The sequence below is a fragment of the Rhodanobacter ginsengiterrae genome, assembly GCF_050026815.1.
In the GTDB taxonomy this organism is placed as follows: domain Bacteria; phylum Pseudomonadota; class Gammaproteobacteria; order Xanthomonadales; family Rhodanobacteraceae; genus Rhodanobacter; species Rhodanobacter ginsengiterrae.
The window spans coordinates 85,060-108,570 of the sequence record NZ_JALBWO010000054.1; the positions used below are offsets into that span (position 1 = coordinate 85,060).

General features: G+C 63.9%; 19 protein-coding genes and 1 tRNA gene. All 20 read right to left on the reverse strand.

Features of this window, described 5'->3' with window-relative positions:
* Positions 1-61: 61 nt before the first annotated feature.
* Positions 62-2,167, reverse strand: coding sequence for a polyribonucleotide nucleotidyltransferase (pnp, locus tag ACQGNJ_RS10220; protein ID WP_426689139.1), 2,106 nt, complete (start codon positions 2,165-2,167; stop codon positions 62-64).
* A 99-nt stretch (positions 2,168-2,266) separates the two neighbouring features.
* Positions 2,267-2,536: a 30S ribosomal protein S15 gene (gene rpsO / locus ACQGNJ_RS10225; RefSeq protein WP_426689140.1), complete on the reverse strand. Its 270-nt coding sequence runs from the start codon at positions 2,534-2,536 to the stop codon at positions 2,267-2,269.
* A 167-nt stretch (positions 2,537-2,703) separates the two neighbouring features.
* Positions 2,704-3,630: a tRNA pseudouridine(55) synthase TruB gene (gene truB / locus ACQGNJ_RS10230; protein ID WP_426689141.1), complete on the reverse strand. Its 927-nt coding sequence runs from the start codon at positions 3,628-3,630 to the stop codon at positions 2,704-2,706.
* Positions 3,631-3,657: 27 nt separating this feature from the next.
* Positions 3,658-4,041: a 30S ribosome-binding factor RbfA gene (gene rbfA, locus ACQGNJ_RS10235; protein WP_426689142.1), complete on the reverse strand. Its 384-nt coding sequence runs from the start codon at positions 4,039-4,041 to the stop codon at positions 3,658-3,660.
* A gap of 93 nt (positions 4,042-4,134) precedes the next feature.
* The gene (infB, locus tag ACQGNJ_RS10240) at positions 4,135-6,963 is read right to left on the reverse strand and encodes a translation initiation factor IF-2 (RefSeq protein ID WP_426689143.1); all 2,829 of its coding nucleotides are present in this window, start codon (positions 6,961-6,963) and stop codon (positions 4,135-4,137) included.
* Between the two features lie 129 nt (positions 6,964-7,092).
* Positions 7,093-8,598, reverse strand: coding sequence for a transcription termination factor NusA (gene nusA, locus ACQGNJ_RS10245; protein ID WP_426689144.1), 1,506 nt, complete (start codon positions 8,596-8,598; stop codon positions 7,093-7,095).
* A gap of 103 nt (positions 8,599-8,701) precedes the next feature.
* Complete coding sequence (locus tag ACQGNJ_RS10250; RefSeq protein ID WP_426689145.1) at positions 8,702-9,235, reverse strand: ribosome maturation factor RimP; 534 nt, start codon at positions 9,233-9,235, stop codon at positions 8,702-8,704.
* 196 nt (positions 9,236-9,431) lie between these two features.
* Positions 9,432-9,508: transfer RNA gene (locus ACQGNJ_RS10255), tRNA-Met, on the reverse strand.
* 76 nt (positions 9,509-9,584) lie between these two features.
* Positions 9,585-11,039, reverse strand: coding sequence for an NADH-quinone oxidoreductase subunit NuoN (gene nuoN / locus ACQGNJ_RS10260; RefSeq protein WP_426689146.1), 1,455 nt, complete (start codon positions 11,037-11,039; stop codon positions 9,585-9,587).
* Positions 11,040-11,051: 12 nt separating this feature from the next.
* On the reverse strand, positions 11,052-12,560 hold the full coding sequence (locus ACQGNJ_RS10265) for an NADH-quinone oxidoreductase subunit M (RefSeq protein ID WP_426689147.1): 1,509 nt from the start codon (positions 12,558-12,560) through the stop codon (positions 11,052-11,054).
* A 13-nt stretch (positions 12,561-12,573) separates the two neighbouring features.
* Positions 12,574-14,616 (reverse strand): NADH-quinone oxidoreductase subunit L, encoded by a 2,043-nt coding sequence (nuoL, locus tag ACQGNJ_RS10270; protein WP_426689148.1) that lies wholly within the window; start codon positions 14,614-14,616, stop codon positions 12,574-12,576.
* A 4-nt stretch (positions 14,617-14,620) separates the two neighbouring features.
* Entirely contained in the window at positions 14,621-14,926 is a 306-nt protein-coding gene (gene nuoK, locus ACQGNJ_RS10275; RefSeq protein ID WP_007805214.1) for an NADH-quinone oxidoreductase subunit NuoK, read from the reverse strand.
* Entirely contained in the window at positions 14,923-15,567 is a 645-nt protein-coding gene (locus tag ACQGNJ_RS10280) for an NADH-quinone oxidoreductase subunit J (RefSeq protein ID WP_426689149.1), read from the reverse strand. Before ACQGNJ_RS10280 ends, nuoK begins: the two co-directional genes overlap by 4 nt.
* Before the next feature lie 9 nt (positions 15,568-15,576).
* On the reverse strand, positions 15,577-16,068 hold the full coding sequence (gene nuoI, locus ACQGNJ_RS10285; protein ID WP_426689150.1) for an NADH-quinone oxidoreductase subunit NuoI: 492 nt from the start codon (positions 16,066-16,068) through the stop codon (positions 15,577-15,579).
* A gap of 7 nt (positions 16,069-16,075) precedes the next feature.
* Positions 16,076-17,104: an NADH-quinone oxidoreductase subunit NuoH gene (gene nuoH, locus ACQGNJ_RS10290; protein ID WP_426689151.1), complete on the reverse strand. Its 1,029-nt coding sequence runs from the start codon at positions 17,102-17,104 to the stop codon at positions 16,076-16,078.
* A 4-nt stretch (positions 17,105-17,108) separates the two neighbouring features.
* On the reverse strand, positions 17,109-19,433 hold the full coding sequence (gene nuoG, locus ACQGNJ_RS10295; RefSeq protein WP_426689152.1) for an NADH-quinone oxidoreductase subunit NuoG: 2,325 nt from the start codon (positions 19,431-19,433) through the stop codon (positions 17,109-17,111).
* Positions 19,430-20,755, reverse strand: coding sequence for an NADH-quinone oxidoreductase subunit NuoF (nuoF, locus tag ACQGNJ_RS10300; protein ID WP_426689153.1), 1,326 nt, complete (start codon positions 20,753-20,755; stop codon positions 19,430-19,432). Before nuoF ends, nuoG begins: the two co-directional genes overlap by 4 nt.
* Positions 20,755-21,324 carry an NADH-quinone oxidoreductase subunit NuoE gene (gene nuoE / locus ACQGNJ_RS10305; protein WP_426689154.1) on the reverse strand — a complete coding sequence of 190 codons (570 nt, stop codon included), beginning with the start codon at positions 21,322-21,324 and terminating at the stop codon, positions 20,755-20,757. Before nuoE ends, nuoF begins: the two co-directional genes overlap by 1 nt.
* A 21-nt stretch (positions 21,325-21,345) precedes the next feature.
* Complete coding sequence (locus ACQGNJ_RS10310; RefSeq protein ID WP_426689155.1) at positions 21,346-22,599, reverse strand: NADH-quinone oxidoreductase subunit D; 1,254 nt, start codon at positions 22,597-22,599, stop codon at positions 21,346-21,348.
* Between the two features lie 166 nt (positions 22,600-22,765).
* Complete coding sequence (locus ACQGNJ_RS10315) at positions 22,766-23,503, reverse strand: NADH-quinone oxidoreductase subunit C (RefSeq protein ID WP_426689156.1); 738 nt, start codon at positions 23,501-23,503, stop codon at positions 22,766-22,768.
* Positions 23,504-23,511 lie beyond the last annotated feature (8 nt).

A 23,511-nucleotide genomic window follows, 5' to 3' on the forward strand; every position in this document is an offset into this window, starting at 1 on the left:
ACAACGAACAAGGCCCGGCATGAGCCGGGCCTTGTTGCATTGCTGCTGCCGCGAGGCGAACTCAGCCGTCAGCGCGTTCTTCCTCGGTCACCGCCTTCATCGACAGGCGGATGCGGCCCTGCTTGTCGACTTCCAGCACCTTGACCTTGACGATGTCGCCTTCCTTGAGCTTGTCGGAGACCTTCTCGACGCGCTCGTCGGAGATCTGCGACACGTGCACCAGACCATCCTTGCCCGGCATGATCGTGACGAATGCACCGAAGTCCATCAGCTTGGCGACCTTGCCCTCGTAGATGCGGCCCGGTTCGACGTCAGAGGTGATCTGCTCGATGCGCTTCTTCGCCGCCTCGCCCGCCTCGCGATTGACCGAGCCGACGATGATGGTGCCGTCGTCGCTGATGTCGATCGTGGTGCCGGTTTCTTCGGTGATCGAACGAATCGTGGCGCCACCCTTGCCGATCACTTCGCGGATCTTGTCCGGGTGGATCTTGATGGTGATCAGGCGCGGAGCGAACTCGCTCATCTCGGTACGGGCGGTGGTGAGCGCCTTGCTCATCTCGCCGAGGATATGCAGGCGACCCTGCTTGGCCTGGGCCAGCGCGACCTTCATGATCTCTTCGGTGATGCCGTCGATCTTGATGTCCATCTGCAGCGCGGAGATGCCTTCGGCACTGCCGGCCACCTTGAAGTCCATGTCGCCGAGGTGATCCTCGTCGCCCAGGATGTCGGACAGCACGACGAAGTCGTTGCCTTCCTTGACCAGGCCCATGGCGATGCCAGCCACCGGCGCCTTCAGCGGCACGCCGGCATCCATCATCGCCAGCGAGGAACCGCACACCGAAGCCATCGACGAGGAACCGTTGGACTCGGTGATTTCCGAGACCACGCGCACCACGTACGGAAACTCCTCGATGCTCGGCTTGACTGCCTGCACGCCACGCTTGGCAAGACGGCCGTGGCCAATCTCGCGACGCTTCGGCGCACCGAAACGACCGGCCTCACCCACCGAGAACGGCGGGAAGTTGTAGTGGAACAGGAACGGATCCTTCGACTCGCCACCGGGCGCGTCGATGATCTGAGCGTCGCGGGTGGTACCCAGCGTGATCACCACCAAGGCCTGCGTTTCACCGCGGGTGAACAGCGCCGAGCCATGGGTACGCGGCAGCACACCGACACGGGCGGTGATCGCGCGCACGTCGTCCAATTGACGGCCATCGATGCGCACCTTGGTCTTCAGCACGCTGTCGCGCATGGTGTGGTATTCGAGCTCCTCGAATTCCTTGGCCATCGCGGCGTTGGACCAGCCGTTCTCTTCGGCCTGCGCCTTCAGCCCGGAAAGCACATCGGACTTGATCGCGGAGATCGCGTCGCGACGCTCCAGCTTGTCACGCACCTGGAACGCGGCAGCCAGCTTGTCACCGACCGCGCCCTTGACGGCGGCGACCAGCGACTCGTTGCGTGCCGGTGCCTGCCAGTCCCACGACGGCTTGCCAGCCTCGGTGGCCAGTTCGGCGATGGCGCGGATGGCGGTCTGCATCTGCTGGTGGCCGAACATCACCGCACCGAGCATCACGTCCTCGGACAGCAGCTGCGCTTCGGATTCGACCATCAGCACGGCGCCGGCGGTACCGGCGACGACCAGGTCCAGCTCGGAGGTCTTCAGCTCGGTGGCCGTCGGGTTCAGCAGGTACTGGCCGTTGGCGTAACCGACGCGCGCGGCACCAATCGGGCCCTTGAACGGAATCCCGGCCAGGCTCAGTGCCGCGGAGGCGCCGAGCAGCGCGACGATGTCGCCGTCGATTTCCGGGTTGAGCGAGACGACCTGGGCGATCACCTGCACTTCGTTCTTGAAGTCTTCCGGAAACAGCGGGCGCACCGGGCGATCGATCAGGCGCGAGGTCAGCGTCTCCTTCTCGGTCGGGCGGCCTTCGCGCTTGAAGAAGCCGCCGGGAATGCGGCCGGCGGAATAGAACTTCTCGACGTAGTCGACGGTGAGCGGGAAGAAATCCTGGCCTTCCTTCTGCTTGGTCGCAGCCACCGCGGTGACCAGCACCACGGTGCCGCCCATGCTGGCCATGACCGCACCGGATGCCTGGCGGGCAATTTCGCCCGTCTCCAGTGTGACTTCGTGATTACCGTACTGGAATGACTTGGTTACTTTTGCCACGTTGGAATTCCTGAGTTCTATTTGAGAGTGCGGCCAAGGATGGCCGCTTTTTGATCTCAGCGTTCACGGAGGAACGCACAAACTAATTCCGCACGCGGATCAGCGGCGCAGACCAAGGCGTTCGATCAGGGCCTGATAGCGCGCCAGATCGCGATCCTTCAAATAGCTGAGCAGGCGCTTGCGCTGGTTGACCAGCTTCAGCAGGCCACGGCGGGAGTGATGATCCTGCTTGTGTTCCTTGAAGTGGCCGGTGAGGTGGTCGATGCGGGCGGACAGGAGCGCGACCTGGACTTCGGTCGAACCGGTGTCGTTCGGCACGCGGCCGAAATCAGCGATGATCTTGCCGGTCTGTTCTGCGGTGAGAGACATGAAGTACGTTTCCTTGAGAAGGCGATGCGAAGCTTGCGCTTGCATCATCGTTGATGACGCAAGCGCAAGCTTCGCCTAGTTGAATGAAAGCGTTGAAATAACTTGTCTATTCTACTGACCGGAGTGCTGTTACAACAAGTGTGCGAGGCCGTTTCGAGGCAAATCGGTCAGTCCGGCGGGAGGTTGAAGCCGCGGATGATGCGGGCCCGTCCCTCCGCATCCGGCTCCAGCAGCGCCAGCAAGGCGCCATCGCTGGCGTAGACGGCGCAGCGACCTGCTTCCTGCAAGCCGGGCAGACTGATCTGCTGGCCGCGCGAAATGGCCATGCTTTGCGCTTCATCCAGGCGCAACACCGGCAGATCGGCGAGTCCGGCCGATACCGGCCGCAACCAGGCCAGCAAGGCCTCGTCGCCCTGCTCCGCCGCCTGTTCAAGCTGCTCCACGGTCACCATTTGCGGCTCACGAAATGGCTCGACCCAGATCCGCCGCAATGCAGTCACGTGGGCGCCGCAGCCCAGATCCTCGCCCAGGTCGACTGCCAGCGAACGGATATAGGTGCCCGACCCGCACTCCACCAGCAGCCGCAACCTGTCGCCGTCGTGCCCCAGAAGCTCAAGGCGATGCACTTCCACCTCTCGCGCCGGCACGTCAACGATTTCACCCCGGCGTGCCTTGGCATAAAGCCGTTCGCCATCCTGCTTCAGCGCCGAATACACCGGCGGCACTTGCAGAATGCGGCCACGAAGCTTGTCCAGCGCAGCTTCGATCGTTGCCCCGTCGAACGAGGGCACCGGCCGCTGCCGAACGATCTCGCCTTCACTGTCGGCGGTGTCGGTGGTGATGCCCAGTCGGCACTCGGCCAGATAGGCCTTGCGCGCACCAAGCAGGCTGCCGGCCAGCTTGGTCGCCTCGCCGAAACACAGCGGCAACAAGCCGGTCGCCAACGGATCCAGCGCGCCGGTATGCCCACCCTTGGACGCACGCAGCAAGCGGCGCACCGCCTGCAGTGCCTGGTTGGAACTCAGGCCCGGCGGCTTGTCGAGCAAGACGATGCCGTGCAGATCACGGAACTGGATACGCGACTGGCGACTCATCGATTCAGCAATGCCCCGGACACCCGTTCAATCCTGCTGTTCGCCGTCCGGCGGGGCGATGTTGCGCGCCTGCTCGCGCAGCAGCGATTCGATCCGCTCGCCCTTGTCGACCGAATCGTCGTACTTGAACTTCAGTTCAGGCACCCGGCGCATGCGCATGCCGCTGTGCGCCAGCGCGTGGCGGATTTCGTGGCTGATCTCGTTCAGCGCCTTGACCGCCGGCAAGCCCTGGTCGGGCATCAGCGCGGTAACCCACACCGTGGCCCAGTCCAGGTCGCGGGTGATCTCCACGTCCGACACGCTGACCGACGGCAAGCCGTGATCACGCACGGCGGCGTGCACCAGCAAGCCGAGCTCACGACGCAGCTCGGCGCCGATGCGGTCGGTTCGTTTGAAGTCGCGGGAGGGCATGGGGAAAACCTGAGTAGTGAGTGGAGAGGAGTGAGAAACGAGAGAGAGCATCTGCGCCCAGTCATTTCTCACTCCTGCACACTTGTTTCTGCTTTAAAGCGTGCGTGCCACTTCGGTGCGTTCGAAGCACTCGATCTGGTCGCCCGGCTTGACGTCGTTGTACTGCTTCACGGCGATACCGCATTCCATGCCGTTGCGCACTTCGTCGACCAGTTCCTTGAAGCGGCGCAGCGATTCCAGCTCGCCCTCGAACACCACCACGTTATCGCGCAATACGCGGATCGGCTTGCTGCGCTTGACGTAGCCCTCGGTAACCATGCAACCAGCCACGGCGCCGAACTTGGAACTGCGGAAGACGTCGCGCACCTCGGCCAGGCCGATGATGTCCTCGCGCACTTCCATGCCGAGCAGGCCGGTGGCCGCCTGGGTCACCTGATCGATCACGTCATAGATGATCGAGAAGTAGCGCACGTCCAGGCCGCTGGTTTCGATCACCTTGCGTGCCGAGGCGTCGGCACGCACGTTGAAGCCGATCACCAGCGCTTTCGAGGCCGCTGCCAGGGTGGCGTCGGATTCGGTGATGCCGCCGACGCCCGAGGCCACCACGTTGACGCGGACCCGTTCGTTGCCGATCTGGGTCAGCGATTCACGCAGCGCTTCGACCGAGCCCTGCACGTCTCCCTTGACCAGAATGTTGAGCGTCTGCTGCTCCACGCCCTGGCCCATCTTGGCGATGATGTCCTCAAGCCGGTTGCTCTTGCTGACCATGCGCGTTTCGCGACGCTTGAGCTCACGCTCCTGCGCCACTTCGCGGGCCAGACGCTCGTCCTCGACGCAGACGAAGTCGTCGCCGGTTTCCGGCACGCCGGACAAGCCGAGCACCTGCACCGGAATCGACGGACCCGCTTCGGTGACCTGCTTGCCGGTCTCATCGATCAGCGCGCGCATGCGGCCGTATTCGATACCGCAGACGATGAAGTCGCCCTTCTTCAACGTACCTTGCTGCACCAGCACCGTGGCGACCGGGCCGCGACCGCGATCCAGGCTGGATTCGATCACCACGCCGGAGGCGCGACCATCGGCCACCGCCTTCAATTCCATCACTTCGGCCTGCACCGAGATCGCATCGAGCAGATCCTCGACACCCATGCCGGTCTTGGCCGATACCGGGATGAACTGGACGTCGCCGCCCCAGTCTTCCGGTACCACTTCGTACTGCACCAGACCTTGCTTGACGTTGTCCGGGTTGGCGCCGTCCTTGTCCATCTTGTTGACGGCGACGATCAGCGGCACCTTGGCGGCGCGTGCATGCTTCACCGCTTCCACCGTCTGCGGCATCACGCCATCGTCGGCCGCCACCACCAGGATCACGATATCGGTCGACTGCGCACCGCGGGCGCGCATCGAGGTGAACGCGGCATGGCCGGGGGTGTCCAGGAAGGTGATCACGCCCTTCGAGGTTTCCACGTGATACGCGCCGATGTGCTGGGTGATGCCGCCGGCTTCGCCAGAGGCCACCTTGGTGCGACGGATGTAGTCCAGCAACGAGGTCTTGCCGTGATCGACGTGACCCATGATCGTCACCACCGGCGGACGGGTGACCTTGTCGCCCTCCAGCTCGATGTTCTGGGTATGTGCTGCCAGGGTTTCCTCGGCATTGTTCTGGCTGTCCGCCACCGGCACATGACCGAGTTCCTCGACCACCAGTACGGCGGTATCGTGGTCAATGGTCTGGTTGATGGTTGCCATGACACCCATCTTGAACAGCGCCTTGACCACCTCCGAACCCTTGACCGCCATCTTCTGCGCCAGTTCGGCGACGACGTTGGCCTCGCCCACCACCACTTCACGCACCACCGGCGCGGTCGGGCGGGAGAAGCCGTGCGGGCCGCTCGGCGCAGCCGAACCACCACGCATGGTGTCGCGACCATTGCTGCGACCGGGCTTGCCACGCTTGCCGCTGGAGGACGAGCGACGGGCACGATCGGCTTCACTCAGGTGCATCTGGCCACCGGCAAAGCGCTTGCCGGCCTCGCGATCTTCCTTGTTGCCCGGCGTTTCGGCGCGCTCGCGCGAATGCTTGGGCTTGCCGCGAGCGGCGTCGCCGCCAGCTGCTGCGGTGGTGGTCGCCGTTGCAGTCGTTGCCGCCGGGCGAACCGGCGTTGCAGCGGGTGCGGGAGCGGGAGCCGGAGCAGCCACCGGCTTGACCAGCTTTTCGCGTTTGCGTGGCTCATGGATGCGCGGCAGGATCATGCCCAGCTCACGCTGGTCCATGCGCTGCACGGCGGAGGGATCGTCCACGGCAGCCGCAGGCGCCTCAACGGCGGCTTCAGATTCGGCTGCCACTTCGATCTTCTCGGCTGCGGCAGGCTCGTCGACCACGGCCGCGACGGCTGCCGCCTCGCGCTGGTCCTGCTCGGCCTTGCGACGTTGTTCGTCCGCGGCGCGCTGCTGCGCTTCAGCCTGGCGACGCTGCTCGGCCTCGCTGCGCTCGAGCTCTTCCTGCTCGCGCTGCTGCTGCGATTCCTGCAGTTTGCGCACGGCATCTTCGCGCTCGGGCTCGGCGCTGGCTTCCTCGGCAATCACGCTGCGCTTGACGTAGGTGCGCTTGGCGCGGACTTCGACGTTGACCGTCTTGGCCGTCGCTGCCGCACCGCGTCCACCCGGCGTGGCGACTTTCAGTTCGCCGACGGTGCGTCGCCTCAGGGTGATCTGTCTGGGCGCACTGTCGTCGACCTCGGCCGCAGCCTCGCTCTTGCCGTGCGTGCGGCGCAGGAAGCCAAGCAGCTTCACCTTCTCGGTGCTGCTGATGACCTGCTCCTGGTCGGAGAATTTCATGCCCGCTTCGCCAAGCTGCGTCAGCAGCTTGTCGACCGGCATGCCCAGTACCTGGGCGAGTTGTTTGATCGTGACGTCCGACATCGTGTTCTTTGCTCCGCCGTTCCCGCGCTTATCATCTGTGCGGCATTATCGCTACCGCCACCTCCATCCGTGGTGAAAGGCCTGTCTGGCCTTTCGCGGCACACCCATCCAGGGCGTTGCCGTCCGCGGTTAGCCGCCTTTCTCCAATCGCGCGATCATCGGCGCTCGTGCAGCCATGATCAGCGCTGCCGCGCGATCCTCGTCCATGCCTTCGATATCGATCAGGTCGTCCACCGCCAGATCGGCCAGGTCGTCCACCGTGGTCACCTCGCGGGAAGCCAGGGCGTAAGCCGTGGCCTCATCCATCCCGTCGAGCGCCAGCAGCTCGGCGGAAGGCTGATGTTCGTCCACGCCCTCCTCCGCCGCCAGTGCCTCGGTCAGCAGCGCATCGCGGGCGCGGGCACGCAGCTCCTCGACGATGTCTTCGTCGAAACCTTCCACGGCCAGCAATTCGGCGCTGGGCACGTAGGCGATTTCCTCGATGCTGGAAAAGCCTTCCTGCACGAGGATGACCGCGATTTCCTGGTCCACTTCAAGCTTGTCCATGAACAACTGGCGCGCGGCCTCCTGCTCGGACTCGCTCTTGGCGGTGACCTGGTCCTGGGTCATCACGTTGAGCTGCCAGCCGGTCAGCTTGCTTGCCAGACGCACGTTCTGGCCGCCCCGGCCGATCGCCTGGGACAGCTTGTCCTCGGCGACCGCGATGTCCATCGAGTGCTTTTCCTCGTCCATGATGATGGACTGCACTTCCGCCGGCGCCATCGCATTGATGACGAACTGCGCCTGGTTCTCGTGCCACAGGATGATGTCGACGCGCTCGCCGTTGAGGTCATTCGACACCGCCTGCACGCGCGAACCGCGCATGCCGATGCAGGCGCCGATCGGATCGGTGCGACTGTCGTGGGCCAGCACGGCGATCTTGGCGCGGTCACCCGGATCGCGAGCGCAGCCCTTGATCTCGACCAGGCCCTGGCCGACTTCCGGCACTTCCAGCTTGAACAGTTCGATCATGAATTCAGGTGCGGCGCGCGACACAAACAGCTGCGGGCCGCGTGCTTCGGACTTCACTTCATACAGATAACCGCGCACGCGGTCGCCGACGCGGGCCGACTCGCGGGGAATCGTCTTGTCGCGCGGTATGAAAGCTTCGGCATTGCTGCCCAGGTCGAGGTAGATGTTGCCGCGCTCGACGCGCTTGACGATGCCGGTAACCAGCTCGCCGACGCGATCAGCGAATGCGTCGACCACCTGCTGGCGCTCGGCTTCGCGCACGCGCTGCACGATCACCTGCTTGGCGGCCTGTGCGGCGATGCGACCGAACTCGGCATTCTCGACCTGCTGCTCGATGTATTCGCCGACCTGTGCGTCGGCGCGCTCATCCAGCGCATCCATCAGGCGCAGCTGGTACGAGGGCGACTCCATCTCGCCGTCGTCGGCAATGATTTCCCAGCGACGGAAGGTCTGGTACTCGCCAGTGTCGTGATCGATCGACACGCGAACGTCGGGCTCTTCGTCGGGATAGCGCTTTTTCGCGGCCGAAGCCAGCGCGGCTTCCATCGCCTCGAAAATCACTTCTTCCGGCACACCCTTTTCATTGGCGACCGCGTCGACGACCAGCAAAAGTTCTTTGCTCATTGCTGCAACTCCGTAGGCATCCAGTCCGGATACCGATGGTTAAATTGTTGTGTTCATCCCGGAACACAAAACCTGGAACGCGGCCACGAATGGCCGCATCAAATTATTTCTTGCCGGGAACCTTGCCGCCGGGCTTGGGCTGCGGCGCATAACCCAGCGCCACCCAGTCCGGCACCACACGTGCACTTTCCACCAGCGAATGCTCCAACTCGAAAGTCTTGCCTTCAGCTTCCAGCACGATGTGCTCGCCTTCCACCGAAACCAGCTTGCCGCGCAGGCGACGACGCCCCTCCAGCGGCGCTTTCAACAGCAACTTCACTTCCTGCCCATCGACACGCGCAAACTGTTCGGCCGTGAACAGCGGACGATCCAGACCCGGCGAGGAAACCTCCAGCACGTAGTGACCCGGGACCGGATCCTCCACATCAAGCAGAGCGGACAATTCGCGGCTGGCGGTCTCGCAATCCTCGATACCCACCTCGCGGCGTTCACCGTCACCGGCGTCCTTGTTCAACAAGTCCACGTAGACGCGCAGGGTACTCTGCCCGCTCGACGGATTGAACTCCACGCCAAGGCATTCCAGACCCAGATCGGTCAGTACCTCGGTGAATCGCTGTGCAAGTGCCTGTGTATCCATGATCGTCTTCCCGACCCACTGCGTCAGAACTGCAGAAACAAAAAATGGGCTCCAACGGCCCATTTCCTTATCACGCCGATGTTCCTCCTCGTACAGCTCTTTCCGGTGCGCGTGGCTGCCAGGCAACCAGGCACGACGCATCCGTGCGCCCAACAAAAAAGCCTCACTAGGAGGCTTTCTTGCAACAAGAAAGATCTGGTAGCGGGGGCAGGATTCGAACCTGCGACCTTCGGGTTATGAGCCCGACGAGCTGCCAGACTGCTCCACCCCGCATCAGAGTCCGAAGAGTTTACCGGGGTGGCCGGTTTCTTGCAAGCCTCAATCTGTCACCGATACATCAATCGACCATTCAAAGACCAAACGCGCGACGGCACCACCCCAGCAACGGCCCCCAATACAAGCCCAGTGCCAGCAAGGACAATGCATTGATCGACAACACCACGCGCAGCGGCTTGTCGGCCTGTGCCTGCAGCAGGCTGCCTTCGGCCGGCTTGTCGAAGTACATCACCTTGACCACGTGAAGGTAGTAATACAGGCCGATGATCGCGAACACGACACCGACGATGGCCAGCCACAGCATGTTCGCGTGGATCGCGGCCTCAAGCACCAGCACCTTGGCCCAGAAACCGAACAGCGGCGGCACGCCGGCCAGCGAGAACATCGCCAGCAACATCAGGAAAGCCATCCACGGCGACTTCTGGTTGAGCCCCTTCAGATCGGCAATTTCCTCGCACTCGAAACCGGCCCGGCTCATCGCCAGCATCACGCCGAACGCCGCCACGCCCATCAACGCGTAGCAGATCGCGTAGAACAGCGCAGCCGCATAACCTTCCGGCCCGGCGGCCGCCAGGCCCAGCAGCAGGTAGCCCATGTGCGAGATGGTCGAATAGGCCAGCATGCGCTTGAGGTTGGTCTGCACGATCGCCACAAGGTTGCCGATCGCCAGCGACAACACTGCCAGCACCGCCAGCATCAGCTGCCAATGCTGCGACAGATCGCCCATGCCACCGTCGAGCAGGCGCCAGGCCATGCCGAATGCCGCCAGCTTCGAACCGGAAGCAATGAAAGCGGTGACTGGCGTGGGCGCGCCCTGGTAGACGTCCGGAATCCACATGTGAAACGGCGCCGCGCCCAGCTTGAAGCCGATGCCGACGATCATGAAGATCAGGCCGAACAGCAGCAACGTCGGTGCGGTGGTGTAGCTCATCACGTCATGCAGCTGGGCCAGTTCCAGCGTGGGCGTGCCGCCCATGCCCGACGCGCCGTAGACCATCGACATGCCGTACAACAGCATGCCGGAGGCCAACGCACCCAGCACGAAGTACTTGATCGCCGCTTCCGGCGGCAGCTTCGCGTCACGATTGAGCGCCACCAGTGCATACGACGACAGCGACAGCAGCTCCAGTCCCAGATAGATGGTGACCAGGTTGCCGGCCGAGACCAGTAGCATGATGCCGATCACCGCAAACAGCATCAGCGTATAGAACTCGCCACCGAGCAGCTTGCGGTCGATCAGGTACGGGCGGGCGTAGACGAACATCAGTGCGGTGGTGCCCAGCGCGAACACCTTGAGAATCTCGGCCACGTCGTCGCGCAGGAACATGCCGCCGAACGCGCTCACCGCCTGCGGCGGCTGCCCGGCGATCACCAGGTAGATCGCCACCAGCAGCACGGCGATCGAGATCCAGTGCAGCAGCGGGCGCCGTGCGGGTTTCATGAAGGCGTCCAGCAACAGCAGCAGGCACGCCGCCGCCACCAGATAGAACTCCGGCAGCAGGATCAGGATGTCATTCAGTGTTGGCATGTCGGGTCCCGATCAAATCTTGTGAATGGCGAGTTGCTGCACCAGCTGCGCCACCGAGCCGTCCATCAAGTGGACCAGCGGCTGCGGCCAGATGCCCAGCGCCAGCACGGCGGCGGCAAAGGATGCCAGCACGAAGGTCTCGCGACCGTTGATTTCCTTCATCTGCGCCACGTGCGGATTGGTGATCTCGCCCCACAGCACGCGCTTGACCAGCCACAGCGTGTAGGCCGCGCCGATGATCAGGGTGAACGCGGCGAACAACGCGATCCACGGATTGGCGCTGAAGCTGGCCAGGATCACCATGAATTCACCGACGAAACCACTGGTGCCCGGCAGGCCGCAGTTGGCCATCGCGAACAGCACGTAGAAGAAGCCGAACCACGGCATCACGTTGATGACGCCACCGTAGTCCTTGATTGCCCGGGTGTGCAGGCGGTCGTACATGACGCCGATGCAGGTGAACATCGCACCGGAAACGAAGCCGTGCGAAATCATCTGGATCATCGCGCCCTGCATGCCGAGCTGGGCCATGTCGGTGTTGCCCCGCTCGCGCACCAGCGCAAACGCGATGAAGATGCCGAGCGTGACGAAGCCCATGTGGGCTACCGACGAATACGCCACCAGCTTCTTCATGTCCTCCTGCACCAGCGCGACATAGCCGATGTAGACAACCGCGGCCAGGCTGAGCGCGATGATGATCCAGGCGAAGTGGGCACCGGCATCCGGCACGATCGGCAGGATGAAACGCAGCATGCCGTAGGTCCCGACCTTCAGCATCACCGCTGCCAGCACCACCGAGCCGCCGGTCGGCGCCTCCACGTGGGCGTCCGGCAACCAGGTGTGCACCGGCACCATCGGTACCTTGATCGCGAAGGCGATCAGGAACGCAAAGAAGAGCCAGCTTTGCTCCTTCATCGTCAGCGGCAGCGCCGCCAGCGTGGCCAGGTCGAACGTATGCGCCTTCTGGTACAGGTACAGCAGCGCGATCAGCATGAAGACCGAGCCGAAGAACGTGTAGATGAAGAACTTCAGCGTCGCATACACGCGGCGCGGCCCGCCCCAGATGCCGATCAGGATGAACATCGGAATCAGGATCGCCTCGAACAGCGCGTAGAACAGCAGCGCGTCGGTGGCGCAGAACACGCCGATCAGCAGGCCTTCCAGCATCAGCATGGCGGCCATGTACTGGTGCGGCTTGTCCTGAATGACCTCCCAGGCGCCGGCGATCACCAGGATGCCGACGAAGGTGGTCATCACGATCAGCGCCACCGAGATGCCGTCCACCGCCAAGCCGTAATGGACGCCCCACGAGGCAATCCACAGATGGCTTTCGACCAGCTGCATCGCGCTGCCGGCCGGGTTGTACTGCACCAGCAGGAACAGGCTGACCACGAAGGTCAGTACCGCCACCAGCAGCGACAGCCAGCGCGCCAGGTTCGGGCGGGCCGAACCGGCAAGCAACACCGGGATGGCGCCGAGGACAGGAAGCCAGATCAGCAGGCTGAGCAAATGATTGAACATGGATCTGTTTCCCTTATTGCCCGACCGGCATGGAACCGAGGAACCAATACCCGCCAAGCAGCAGGATCAGGCCGAGAATCATCGCGAAAGCGTAGTGATAGAGATAACCCGACTGCAGGCGGCGCACGGTCGCGGCCACGCGATGCACCAGGCTCACCGAGCCATTGACCATCGCGCCATCGATCACCGCCGTGTCGCCAGCCTTCCAGAACAGGCGACCCAGCATCACGCCACCGCGGGCGAAAACGGCAAAGTACAGATTGTCGACCCAGTACTTGCGATCCAGCACCGTCCACAGCGGCTTCAACGCGGACTTGATGCGCCCGGCCAGCGCGGGATTGAACAGGTAGATGTAGGTGCAGGTGATGAAGGCGATCAGCACCAGCAGGAACGGCAGCTGGGTGAATCCGTGCAGCGCCATCGCCGAAGCCCCGTGGAATTCCTGGCCGAGTTCGGCCAGCACGTTGTTCGCCTCGTCCACATGGATCGCGCTGCCGAACCAGTTGCCGAACAGCATCGGTCCGACGGTAAAGAAGCCCACCAGCAGCGACGGAATCGCCAGCAGCACCAGCGGCAGGGTCACCACCCACGGCGACTCCTTCGGTGCATGCGCCAGCACGCCCGGCTCGTGGTGGCCGTGATCGTCATGCCCGTCGTGGCCATGACCATGCTGCTCGACCACGGTGAAGCGCTCCTTGCCGTGGAAGGTCAGATACATCTGGCGGAAGGTGTACAGCCCGGTCACCAGAGCACCGGCCATCACGCAGAAATAGGCGTAATGCGCGCCCCAGCGATGCGACTCGCCGACCGCCTCGATGATCGCGTCCTTCGAATAGAAGCCTGACGTGAACGGGATCGCCACCAGCGCCAGCGAACCGATCCACATGGTGATCCAGGTGATCGGCATGTACTTGCGCAGGCCGCCCATGTAGCGCATGTCCTGCTCGTGGTGCATCGCGATGATCACCGAGCCGGCACCCAGGAACAGCAGCGCCTTGAAGAACGCGTGGGTCATCAGGTGGAACACTGCGCCCGAATACATCGACACGCCCAGCGCCACCGTCATGTAGCCCAGCTGCGACAGCGTGGAGTACGCGATCACCCGCTTGATGTCATTCTGGACTATGCCGATCAAGCCGGTGAACAGGGCCGTGGTCGCGCCGATCACCAGCACGAAGCTCAGCGCGGTCGACGACAGCTCGAACAGCGGCGACATGCGCGCCACCATGAAGATGCCGGCGGTGACCATGGTCGCCGCATGGATCAGCGCCGAGATCGGGGTCGGGCCTTCCATCGAATCGGGCAGCCACACGTGCAGCGGCACCTGCGCCGACTTGCCCATCGCGCCGATGAACAGGCAGATGCAGATCACCGTGGCCGCGTCCCACTGCGTGTGCGCGGTGATCTGCAGGGTCTTGCCGACCAGGCCCGGCGCCGCGGTGAACGCCGTGGCGTAGTCCAGCGTGCCGAGGAAATACAGCACCGCGGCGATGCCGAGCAGGAAGCCGAAGTCGCCCACGCGGTTGACCAGGAACGCCTTCAGGTTGGCGAAGATCGCCGTCGGCCGCTTGTACCAGAAGCCGATCAGCAGGTACGACACCAGGCCCACCGCTTCCCAGCCAAAGAACAGCTGCATGAAGTTGTTGCTCATCACCAGCATGAACATCGAGAAGGTGAACAGCGAGATGTAGCTGAAGAAGCGGGTATAGCCCGGGTCATCGCGCATGTAGCCGATGGTGTACACGTGCACCAGCAGCGACACGAAGCTCACCACCACCAGCATCATCGCGGTGAGGCGGTCGACCATGAAGCCGACGCTGGCATTGAACGGGCCGATCTGAAACCAGGTGTAGAGGTTCTGGTTGTACTCGGCCGCGCCACCGATGGTGAACTGATACAGCACCAGGAACGACAGCACGCAGGAAACCAGCAGACCCAGAATGGTCACGCTGTGCGAACCGGCGCGACCGATGAACCTGGCGAAGAAACCGGCCAGCAGGCAACCGACCAGCGGCGCCAGCGCAATCGTCAGCAGGATGGATGTTGAAAGCTGCATCGGATCAACCCTTCATGCTGTCGATGTCGGCGATATTGATCGTGCTGCGCGTACGGAACAGCAGCACCAGGATCGCCAGGCCGATGGCAGCTTCTGCCGCAGCCACGGTGAGGATGAAAAACACGAACACCTGCCCCGACACGTCGCCGAGGAAGCGCGAGAACGCCACGAAGTTCATGTTCACGGCCAGCAGCATCAACTCGATCGACATCAGCAGCACGATCACGTTCTTGCGGTTGATGAACAGGCCGGCGACGGCGATGCAGAACAGCACCGCGCCAAGCACGATGTAGTGCGCAAGCGTGATCATGGCTGCGGCTCCTGGGATTCGGTCGATTCGTCGGGACGCACCGCCGCCATCTTCACGATGCGCACGCGCCGGGTCGGGTCTGCCTTGACCTGCTGACTGGCCGACTCATAACGGGCGTCGCGACGCTCGCGCAGGGTCAACGCCACCGCCGCGACAATGCCGACGGTGAGGATCAGCGCGGCAATTTCGAACGGCAACAGGAAGCGGGTGTACAGCGCACGGCCCAGCCATGCGGTATTGGACACCCCGGCGGCGGTCGCCGGATCGGCGCCCATCACGTGCGACTGCAGCGCGCGCACGCCGATCAGGCCGAGCATCTCGGCCAGCATCACCACGGCCACGAACAGGCCGATCGGCAGGAACTTGACGAAGCCCTCGCGCATCTTTTCCTGGTCGATGTCGAGCATCATCACCACGAACAGGAACAGCACCATGACCGCACCGACATAGACCACGATCAGTGCGAGGGCAAGGAATTCAGCCTCCAGCAGCAGCCACAGGCAAGCGGCACTGAAGAACGTGAGCACCAGCGCCAGCACGGCATGCACCGAGTTCTTCAGGGTGATCACCGACAGGGCCGCCGCCACGGTGACGAAGCTGAAGGCGTAGAAGCAGATGAGTTGGAGCAGTTGGGGATTCATCGATAGGCCTCAGCGGTACGCCGCATCTTGCGCGCGGTCGGCGGCGATCTGCTGTTCGAAGCGGTCACCGATGGCCAGCAGCTTCTGCTTGTCCACCACGTTCTCGCCCCGGTTCTCGAAATGGTATTCGTGGATCGAGGTCTCGACGATCGAGTCCACCGGGCAGCTCTCTTCGCAGAAACCGCAGAAGATGCACTTGAACAGGTCGATGTCGTAGCGGGTGGTACGACGCTGACCGTCGCTTTCGCGCGGCGCCGAGTCGATCGTGATGGCCAGCGCCGGACACACCGCCTCGCACAGCTTGCAGGCGATGCAGCGTTCCTCGCCGTTCGCATAACGACGCAGCGCGTGCAGGCCGCGGAAGCGGTTGGATTTGGGGATGTGCTCCATCGGGTAGCGCATCGTGTACTTGGGTTTGAACATGTAGCGAATGGTCACGCTCATGCCCTGCAGCAGCTCGATCAGCAGCAGGCTCTTGAAATAGGCGGTCATGCGATTCATTGGATGCTCAGGCCCCCGTGCCGATGCTGACCAGGCCGTAATACTTCATCAGGCCCGCCACGAAAACCCACGCGATGGCGATGGGAATGAACACCTTCCAGCCCAGCCGCATGATCTGGTCATAGCGATAGCGCGGGAACGTGGCGCGGAACCACAGGAACATGAAGGAGAACAGGAAAGCCTTGAGCAGCAGCCAGGGGAAGCCGCCATGGCCGATGAAGCCCCACGAGGTCGGGAACGGCGACAGCCAGCCGCCCATGAACAGGATCGCGGCGAGGAAGCTGACCAGGATCATGCTGGCGTATTCGGCCAGAAAGAACAGCGCGAACGCCGAGCCGGAATATTCCACGTGGAAACCGGCGACGATCTCCGACTCGCCTTCGGCGACGTCGAACGGCGCGCGGTTGGTCTCGGCCACGCCGGAGATGAAATAGATCACGAACACCGGCAGCAGCGGTAACCAGAACCAGTCGAAGAAGCCCTTGCTGCCGGCCTGCGCGTTGACGATGTCGGTGAGGTTCAGCGAACCGGCGAGCACCAGCACACAGACCAGGCACAGGCCCATCGCCAGCTCGTAGGAGATCACCTGCGCCGCCGAACGCATCGCGCCAAGCAATGCATAGCGCGAATTCGACGCCCAGCCGGCGATGATGATGCCGTACACGCCCATCGAGGTCATCGCCAGCAGGTACAGCACGCCGGCGTTGGCATTGGACAGCACCATCGAGCTGCTGAATGGCACCACCGCCCACACGGCCAGCGCCGGCACCAGCGCGATCATCGGCGCCATGTAGTAGAGGAAGCGGTTTGCCTTGGTCGGCAGGATCACTTCCTTGATCAGCAGCTTCACCACGTCGGCGAAGGCCTGCAGCATGCCGAACGGACCGATCTTGTTCGGTCCCATGCGCACGTGCATCCAGCCGAGAACCTTGCGCTCCCAGTAGACGAACATCGCCACCGCCAGCACCAGCGGCAACACGATCGCCAGGATGTACAGGACCGGCACGACGAGCTGATGGATGAGTTGATCAAGCATCTGCTTAAGCCTTGCTCAGGGTGATGGACGCGCCATACGGCGGCAACGCGGCGGTGAGATCGTGCGCGGCCTCGATCCACACCGCACCATCGGGCACGGCGGCATCGATCACCACCGACAGCGGCGCTTCGCCGATGCGTACCTGGCTGCCGGCGGCAAGCCCCTGCCGCCCCGCCTCATCCGCATTCAGACGCGCCGCCGGGGCGCGATTGAGCGGATGCGCATTCAGCGCGGTGGCACGACGCAGCACGGCGTCCATGCGATAGATCGGCCAGGTCGCCAGGCGGCTGAGACCGCTGACCGTGGCGCGCTCGGCCAGTCCACTGCGCCCGGTTACGGCGCGCGCGGCGATACCGTCGCGCAAACCGGCCAGGTCGTCGAATTCGAATCCGCCCAGCTGCAGCGCGCCGCCGAGCGCGCGCAGCACCTTCCAGCCCGGACGGGCCTGGCCTGCGGCCTTCGCACCGGCAGTCACGCCCTGCGCCAGACCATCGACGTTGACCAGGGTAGCCTCGGACTCCGGCAGCAAGGCGATCGGCAGGATCACATCGGCAACCTCGCGCAGCGCCGGGCTGGCGTAGGCGCTGAACGCCACCACCTGCTCCGCCTGGCGCAGCGCGTTCAGCGCGGCGGCACCGTCGGCGAAATCATGCGGCGGCTCGACACCGTACAACAGGTAACTCTTGCGCGGCTGGGCCAGCATCGCCTGCGCATCCAGCCCGCCATTGCCCGGCACCACGCCGAGCTGGGCAAGACCGATCGCGTTAGCGCCAACCGGCAACTCGTCGTAGCCCGCGCCGGTGGCGGCGGCGATGAAACGCGCGATCGCGCGCAACCAGGATGCCTGCGGATGGGTCACCGCCGCTTCCCCCAGGATCACCACCGCCTTGCCCGACTGCAGCGCCGCGATCACGTCGCGGTCCGCATCCTTGCTCTGTGCCGTACCGATCGCTTCAGCCAGTGTCGTCGGGGCCGTGGCTCCCGCTGCCACCGCCGCCTTGGCCAGGGCCAGCAAGCCATCGACCAGCGCCGGGGGCGCCAGCACGGACTCGCCAGCCAGCTTGTAGTTGAAATCGAAATGCGCCGGATTGACCGCGTAGACCTTGGCGCCCTTCTTGGTCGCCTGATGCACGCGATGGTTCAGTAGCGGCATCTCGTGGCGCAGGTCCGAGCCGATCAGCAAGGCTGCCCGGATCTGGTCGACTTCCGCCACCGGCAGCGCAAACGGGACCGCCACGGCGTTGTCGGCAAAATCAAGCTGACGCAGGCGATGATCGATGTGCGCACTGCCCAGCCCGCGGGCCAAGCGCATCAGCAAATCACCCTCCTCGTTCGAGGTGGCCGGGTGCAACAGCATGCCCAGCTCGCTGCCCGACGCCTTCTTCAGCGCTTCGCCGGCAAACTGCAGGGCGTCTTCCCAGGTCGTGGCCCGCCACTGGCCGTTGCGTTTCACTTCCGGCACGCCGATGCGGTCGTCGGCGTACAGGCCCTGATGGCTGTAGCGGTCGCGGTCGGACAGCCAGCATTCGTTGACCGATTCGTTGTCGCGCGGCACCGTGCGCAGCACCTCGCCCCGGCGCACGTGCAGCCACAGGTTGGAACCCAGCGCATCGTGGTAGCCGATCGACGGCTTGGCAATCAGCTCCCACGCGCGCGCCTTGAACTGGAACGGCTTGTTGGTCAGCGCGCCGACCGGACACACGTCGATGATGTTGCCGGACAGTTCGGTCTCGATCGTCTTGCCGATGTAGGTACCGATCTGCAGGTCTTCGCTGCGATTCATGCCACCCAGTTCGTAGGTGCCCGCGATCTCGCTGGTGAAGCGCACGCAGCGGGTGCAATGGATGCAGCGGGTCATCTCGGTAGCGACCAGCGGCCCGATGTTCTCGTCGGCCACGGTGCGCTTGCGCTCGGTGAAGCGCGAGACGCTGCGGCCATAGCCCAGCGCCACGTCCTGCAGCTCGCACTCGCCACCCTGATCGCAGATCGGGCAGTCCAGCGGATGGTTGATCAGCAGGAATTCCATCACGTCTTTCTGGAACTTCAGCGCCTTGTCCGAGCGCGTGGTCACCTTCATGCCCTCCGCCACCGGAGTGGCGCATGCCGGCTGCGGCTTGGGCATCAGCTTGCCGCCCATTTCCACGTCGACCAGGCACATGCGGCAGTTCGCGGCGATCGGCAGCTTGCGGTGGTAGCAGAAACGCGGAATCGACACGCCGATCGCGTCGGCCGCCTCGATGATCATCGCGCCCTTGCGGATCTGCGTCGGCTTGCCGTCGACCTCGATGTTGATCAGGTCCGGCGCGGTGCCGGTCGGCTGCGCACTCATGCAGCAACTCCAGAGTTGGCTTGTGCAAGCCTGTCCTCGACCATCGAGCGACCGTGCTGCACGAAGTATTCGAATTCGTTCCAGAAGCGGGCCAGGAAGCCCTGTACCGGCCAGGCGGCGGCTTCACCGAACGCGCAGATGGTATGGCCTTCGATCTGGCCGGCAATCGCCTTCAGACGATGCAGATCCTCTGCGGTGCCCTTGCCTTCGACAATGCGGCTGAGCACGCGGTACATCCAGCCAGTGCCCTCGCGGCACGGCGTGCACTGACCGCAGGATTCGGCCTTGTAGAAGCGCGAGATGCGATGGCAGACCTTGACCATGCAGGTGGTCTCGTCCATCACGATCACCGCGCCCGAGCCCAGCCCCGAACCCGCCTTCTGCAGGCAGTCATAGTCCATCGTGCTCTCGAGCATGATGTCGGCCGGCAGCACCTTCATCGACGAGCCGCCGGGGATCACCGCCTTCAGCTTGTGGCCGTTGCGCACGCCGCCGGCCATCGCCAGCAGCTCGGAGAACGGCGTACCCAGTCGTATCTCGAAATTGCCGGGGTTGTTGACGTGGCCGGAGACCGAGAAGATCTTCGGCCCGCCATTGTTCGGCTTGCCCAGGTCGAGGAACCAGTCCGCGCCGTTGCGCAGGATCGCCGGCACCGAGGCATAGGTTTCGGTGTTGTTGATCGTGGTCGGCTTGCCGTACAGGCCGAAACCGGCCGGGAACGGTGGCTTGAAGCGCGGCTGGCCCTTCTTGCCTTCCAGCGATTCCATCAACGCGGTTTCCTCACCGCAGATGTAGGCGCCCGCGCCGAGGGCGTTGTAGATGTCCACGTCGATGCCGCTGCCCTGCACGTTCTTGCCCAGCAGGCCGGCGGCATAGGCCTCCTTCAGCGCCTCTTCGATGTGCTCGTAGGGCTCGTGATGGAATTCGCCACGCAGGTAGTTGTAGGCCACGGTGGAACCGGTGCAATAGCACGCAATGGCCATGCCTTCGATCACCGCATGCGGGTTGTAGCGCAGGATGTCGCGATCCTTCGCGGTGCCCGGCTCGGATTCGTCCGAGTTGCACAGGATGTACTTCTGCATCTCGCCCTTCGGCATGAAGGACCACTTCAGACCGGTGGGGAAGCCCGCGCCGCCACGGCCGCGCAGGCTGCTCTTCTTGATCTCGTCGATCAGCGAGGCCGGGTCCGGCTTCTCGGCAAGGATCTTCTTCCACGCCTTGTAGCCATCGACCTTCTCGTAGCTTTCCATGGCCCACGGCTTGTCGAAATGCAAGGTCGTGTAGACGACCTGGTGTTCCTGGGGAGCGGGTCCGACGGGCATCAGTGCGTCTCCTCGGCGTCGTGGCCATGCGCGGGGCCATCCATGCTCAGGCCATCGAGAATCGCATCGAGTTTCTCGATCGTCAGGCGCTCGTGGTAGTGCCCGTTCACGGTCATCGCCGGCGCGTAGACGCACGCAGCGATGCACTCCTCTTCCAGTTTGAGGTAGATCCGGCCATCCGGCGTGCTCTCGCCCGCCTTGATGCCGAACTTGCTCTCGCAGTGGCGCAGCAGGTCTTCCGCGCCGTTGAGCCAGCACGAGATGTTGGTGCAGATCGCCACGTTGTTGCGGCCGACCGGCCTGGTCTCCAGCATCGAGTAGAAGCTGGCCACCTCGTAGGCCCAGATCGCCGGCAGGTCGAGATACTTCGCCACTGCGGTGATCAGTTCGTCGGTGAGGAAGCCCCGGTTCTGTTCCTGCGCGCCGAACAGCGCCTGGATCAGCGCCGAGCGCTTGCGGTCCGGTGGGAACTTGGCGGCCCAGGCATCAATGTGCTGGCGGGTGTGCTCGGTGAGTACGGCGAGCGGATCGACGTTCCTGACCTGCTCGAAATGTCCGGTGGCTTTCATGCGTTTCTCCGTCGTGCCGGCTCAGCGATCCACTTCGCCGAACACGAGGTCATAGGTTCCGATCATGGCCACCACGTCGGCGAGCATGTGGCCGCGCACGATGGTGTCCATGGATGACAGATGGGCGAAGCCCGGTGCGCGCAGGTGCACGCGGAACGGCTTGTTGGCGCCGTCGGAAACCAGGTAGCAGCCGAACTCGCCCTTCGGCGCCTCGACCGCGCAATAGGTTTCGCCGGCCGGCACGCAATAGCCTTCGGTGAACAGCTTGAAGTGATGGATCATGGCTTCCATGTCCTCCTTCATCTCGACCCGCGACGGCGGGGCGACCTTGAAGTTCTTCACCATCACCGGACCGGGGTTGGCCTTCAGCCACTTCACGCACTGCTGGATGATCCGGTTCGACTGGCGCATTTCTTCCACGCGCACCAGGTAGCGGTCGTAGCAGTCGCCGTTGACGCCGACCGGAATGTCGAAATCCATCTCGGCGTACTTCGCATACGGCTGCTTCTTGCGCAGGTCCCACTCGACGCCCGAGCCGCGCAGCATCGCGCCGGTCATGCCCCACTGCTGGGCCAGTTCCGGGCTGATCACGCCGATGCCGACGGTGCGCTGCTTCCAGATGCGGTTGGTGGTGAGCAGTTCCTCGTACTCGTCCACCTTCGACGGGAAGTCGGCGGTGAAAGCCTCGAGGTAGTCCAGCATCGAGCCTTCGCGCCAGCTGTTGATCCGCTTCAGGTCGGCGCCCTTGTGCCAGGGCGACTCGCGATACTTCGACATCTGTGCAGGCAGGTCGCGATAGACGCCGCCGGGGCGGTAGTAGGTGGCGTGCATGCGCGCGCCCGACACCGCCTCGTAGACGTCCATCAGCTCTTCGCGTTCGCGGAACGCGTAGAGGATCACCGCCATCGCGCCCAGGTCGAGCGCGTTGGAGCCGATCCACATCAGGTGGTTCAGGATGCGGGTGATCTCGTCGAACATGGTGCGGATGTACTGCGCGCGCACCGGCGCCTCGATCCCCAGCAGGGTCTCGATCGCGCGCACGTAGGCGTGCTCGTTGCACATCATCGACACGTAGTCGAGCCGGTCCATGTAGCCGATCGACTGGTTGAACGGCTTGGACTCGGCCAATTTCTCGGTACCGCGATGCAGCAGGCCCACGTGCGGATCGGCGCGGACGATGGTCTCGCCATCCATCTCCATGATCAGGCGCAGCACGCCGTGCGCGGCCGGATGCTGCGGGCCGAAGTTCATCGTGTAGTTGCGGATCTCTTGCATGGGCATGTCTCGACTGACGGATTTCAGCGAGAAATCGCGAGTGGATTTGCGCGCCAGGCTAGGCGCGAGGAGAAGCCATAGTGGTCACTATGGCGCCGACGAGCAACGACGCATGGCACGCAAAGCCGCCGCGAGGCTCGCTGTAAATTCGTTAGTCGAGACATGCTTAGTTCTCCCGCCAGTGATCGACGGCTTCGGCCTTGGCCTGCACCAGATCGGCATCGTCACGGATGGTGCGCGGCACCAGCACGCGCGGCTCGATCGACACCGGCTCGTAGATCACCCGCTTCTGTTCGGGGTCGTAGCGCACCTCGACGTTGCCGATCAGCGGGAAGTCCTTGCGGAACGGATGACCTACGAAACCGTAGTCGGTGAGGATGCGGCGCAGGTCCGGGTGACCATCGAAGATGATGCCGTACAGGTCGAACGCTTCGCGCTCGAACCAGTTCACGCCCGGCCACACCAGGGTCAGCGACGGCACCATCGGCAGGCTGTCGTCGGCGCAGAACACGCGCAGGCGCAGGCGACGGTTGTGTTCGATCGAGAGCAACTGGACCACCGCGGCGAAGCGTCGTGGCTGGTTCTCGCCGTCGCCGCGCGGCCGGCCGGCCCAGTCGAAACGACCCTGCGCCTCGCCTTCCACGCCGCGCGAGAACCCGGTGCCGGAGACGGTCTGGGTATCCCACTCGGTCTGGCCGTAGCCGAGATAATCGATGCCGCACAGGTCGATCAGCTCGCTGAAGCGGAACGCCGGCTCGTCGCGCAGCGCGGTAGCCACGGCGATGAGGTCGGCGGCAGCCAATTCGGCAACGGTCTCGTTGCGGACCGTGCTGATGGCCAGCGTGTCGCCGAATCGTGCGGCGAGCTGCGCGGCCAGCGAGGTCTTGGGGGAGGTATCAGTCATGGCTGCGC

Bases quoted from the DNA above. Each gene is read 5' to 3' on its own strand.
- rpsO (WP_426689140.1), bottom strand. From the start codon at position 2,536: ATGTCTCTCACCGCAGAACAGACCGGCAAGATCATCGCTGATTTCGGC.
- truB (WP_426689141.1), bottom strand. From the start codon at position 3,630: ATGAGTCGCCAGTCGCGTATCCAGTTCCGTGATCTGCACGGCATCGTC.
- rbfA (WP_426689142.1), bottom strand. From the start codon at position 4,041: ATGCCCTCCCGCGACTTCAAACGAACCGACCGCATCGGCGCCGAGCTG.
- infB (WP_426689143.1), bottom strand. From the start codon at position 6,963: ATGTCGGACGTCACGATCAAACAACTCGCCCAGGTACTGGGCATGCCG.
- nusA (WP_426689144.1), bottom strand. From the start codon at position 8,598: ATGAGCAAAGAACTTTTGCTGGTCGTCGACGCGGTCGCCAATGAAAAG.
- ACQGNJ_RS10250 (WP_426689145.1), bottom strand. From the start codon at position 9,235: ATGGATACACAGGCACTTGCACAGCGATTCACCGAGGTACTGACCGAT.
- nuoN (WP_426689146.1), bottom strand. From the start codon at position 11,039: ATGCCAACACTGAATGACATCCTGATCCTGCTGCCGGAGTTCTATCTG.
- ACQGNJ_RS10265 (WP_426689147.1), bottom strand. From the start codon at position 12,560: ATGTTCAATCATTTGCTCAGCCTGCTGATCTGGCTTCCTGTCCTCGGC.
- nuoL (WP_426689148.1), bottom strand. From the start codon at position 14,616: ATGCAGCTTTCAACATCCATCCTGCTGACGATTGCGCTGGCGCCGCTG.
- nuoK (WP_007805214.1), bottom strand. From the start codon at position 14,926: ATGATCACGCTTGCGCACTACATCGTGCTTGGCGCGGTGCTGTTCTGC.
- ACQGNJ_RS10280 (WP_426689149.1), bottom strand. From the start codon at position 15,567: ATGAATCCCCAACTGCTCCAACTCATCTGCTTCTACGCCTTCAGCTTC.
- nuoI (WP_426689150.1), bottom strand. From the start codon at position 16,068: ATGAATCGCATGACCGCCTATTTCAAGAGCCTGCTGCTGATCGAGCTG.
- nuoH (WP_426689151.1), bottom strand. From the start codon at position 17,104: ATGCTTGATCAACTCATCCATCAGCTCGTCGTGCCGGTCCTGTACATC.
- nuoG (WP_426689152.1), bottom strand. From the start codon at position 19,433: ATGAGTGCGCAGCCGACCGGCACCGCGCCGGACCTGATCAACATCGAG.
- nuoF (WP_426689153.1), bottom strand. From the start codon at position 20,755: ATGCCCGTCGGACCCGCTCCCCAGGAACACCAGGTCGTCTACACGACC.
- nuoE (WP_426689154.1), bottom strand. From the start codon at position 21,324: ATGAAAGCCACCGGACATTTCGAGCAGGTCAGGAACGTCGATCCGCTC.
- ACQGNJ_RS10310 (WP_426689155.1), bottom strand. From the start codon at position 22,599: ATGCAAGAGATCCGCAACTACACGATGAACTTCGGCCCGCAGCATCCG.
- ACQGNJ_RS10315 (WP_426689156.1), bottom strand. From the start codon at position 23,503: ATGACTGATACCTCCCCCAAGACCTCGCTGGCCGCGCAGCTCGCCGCA.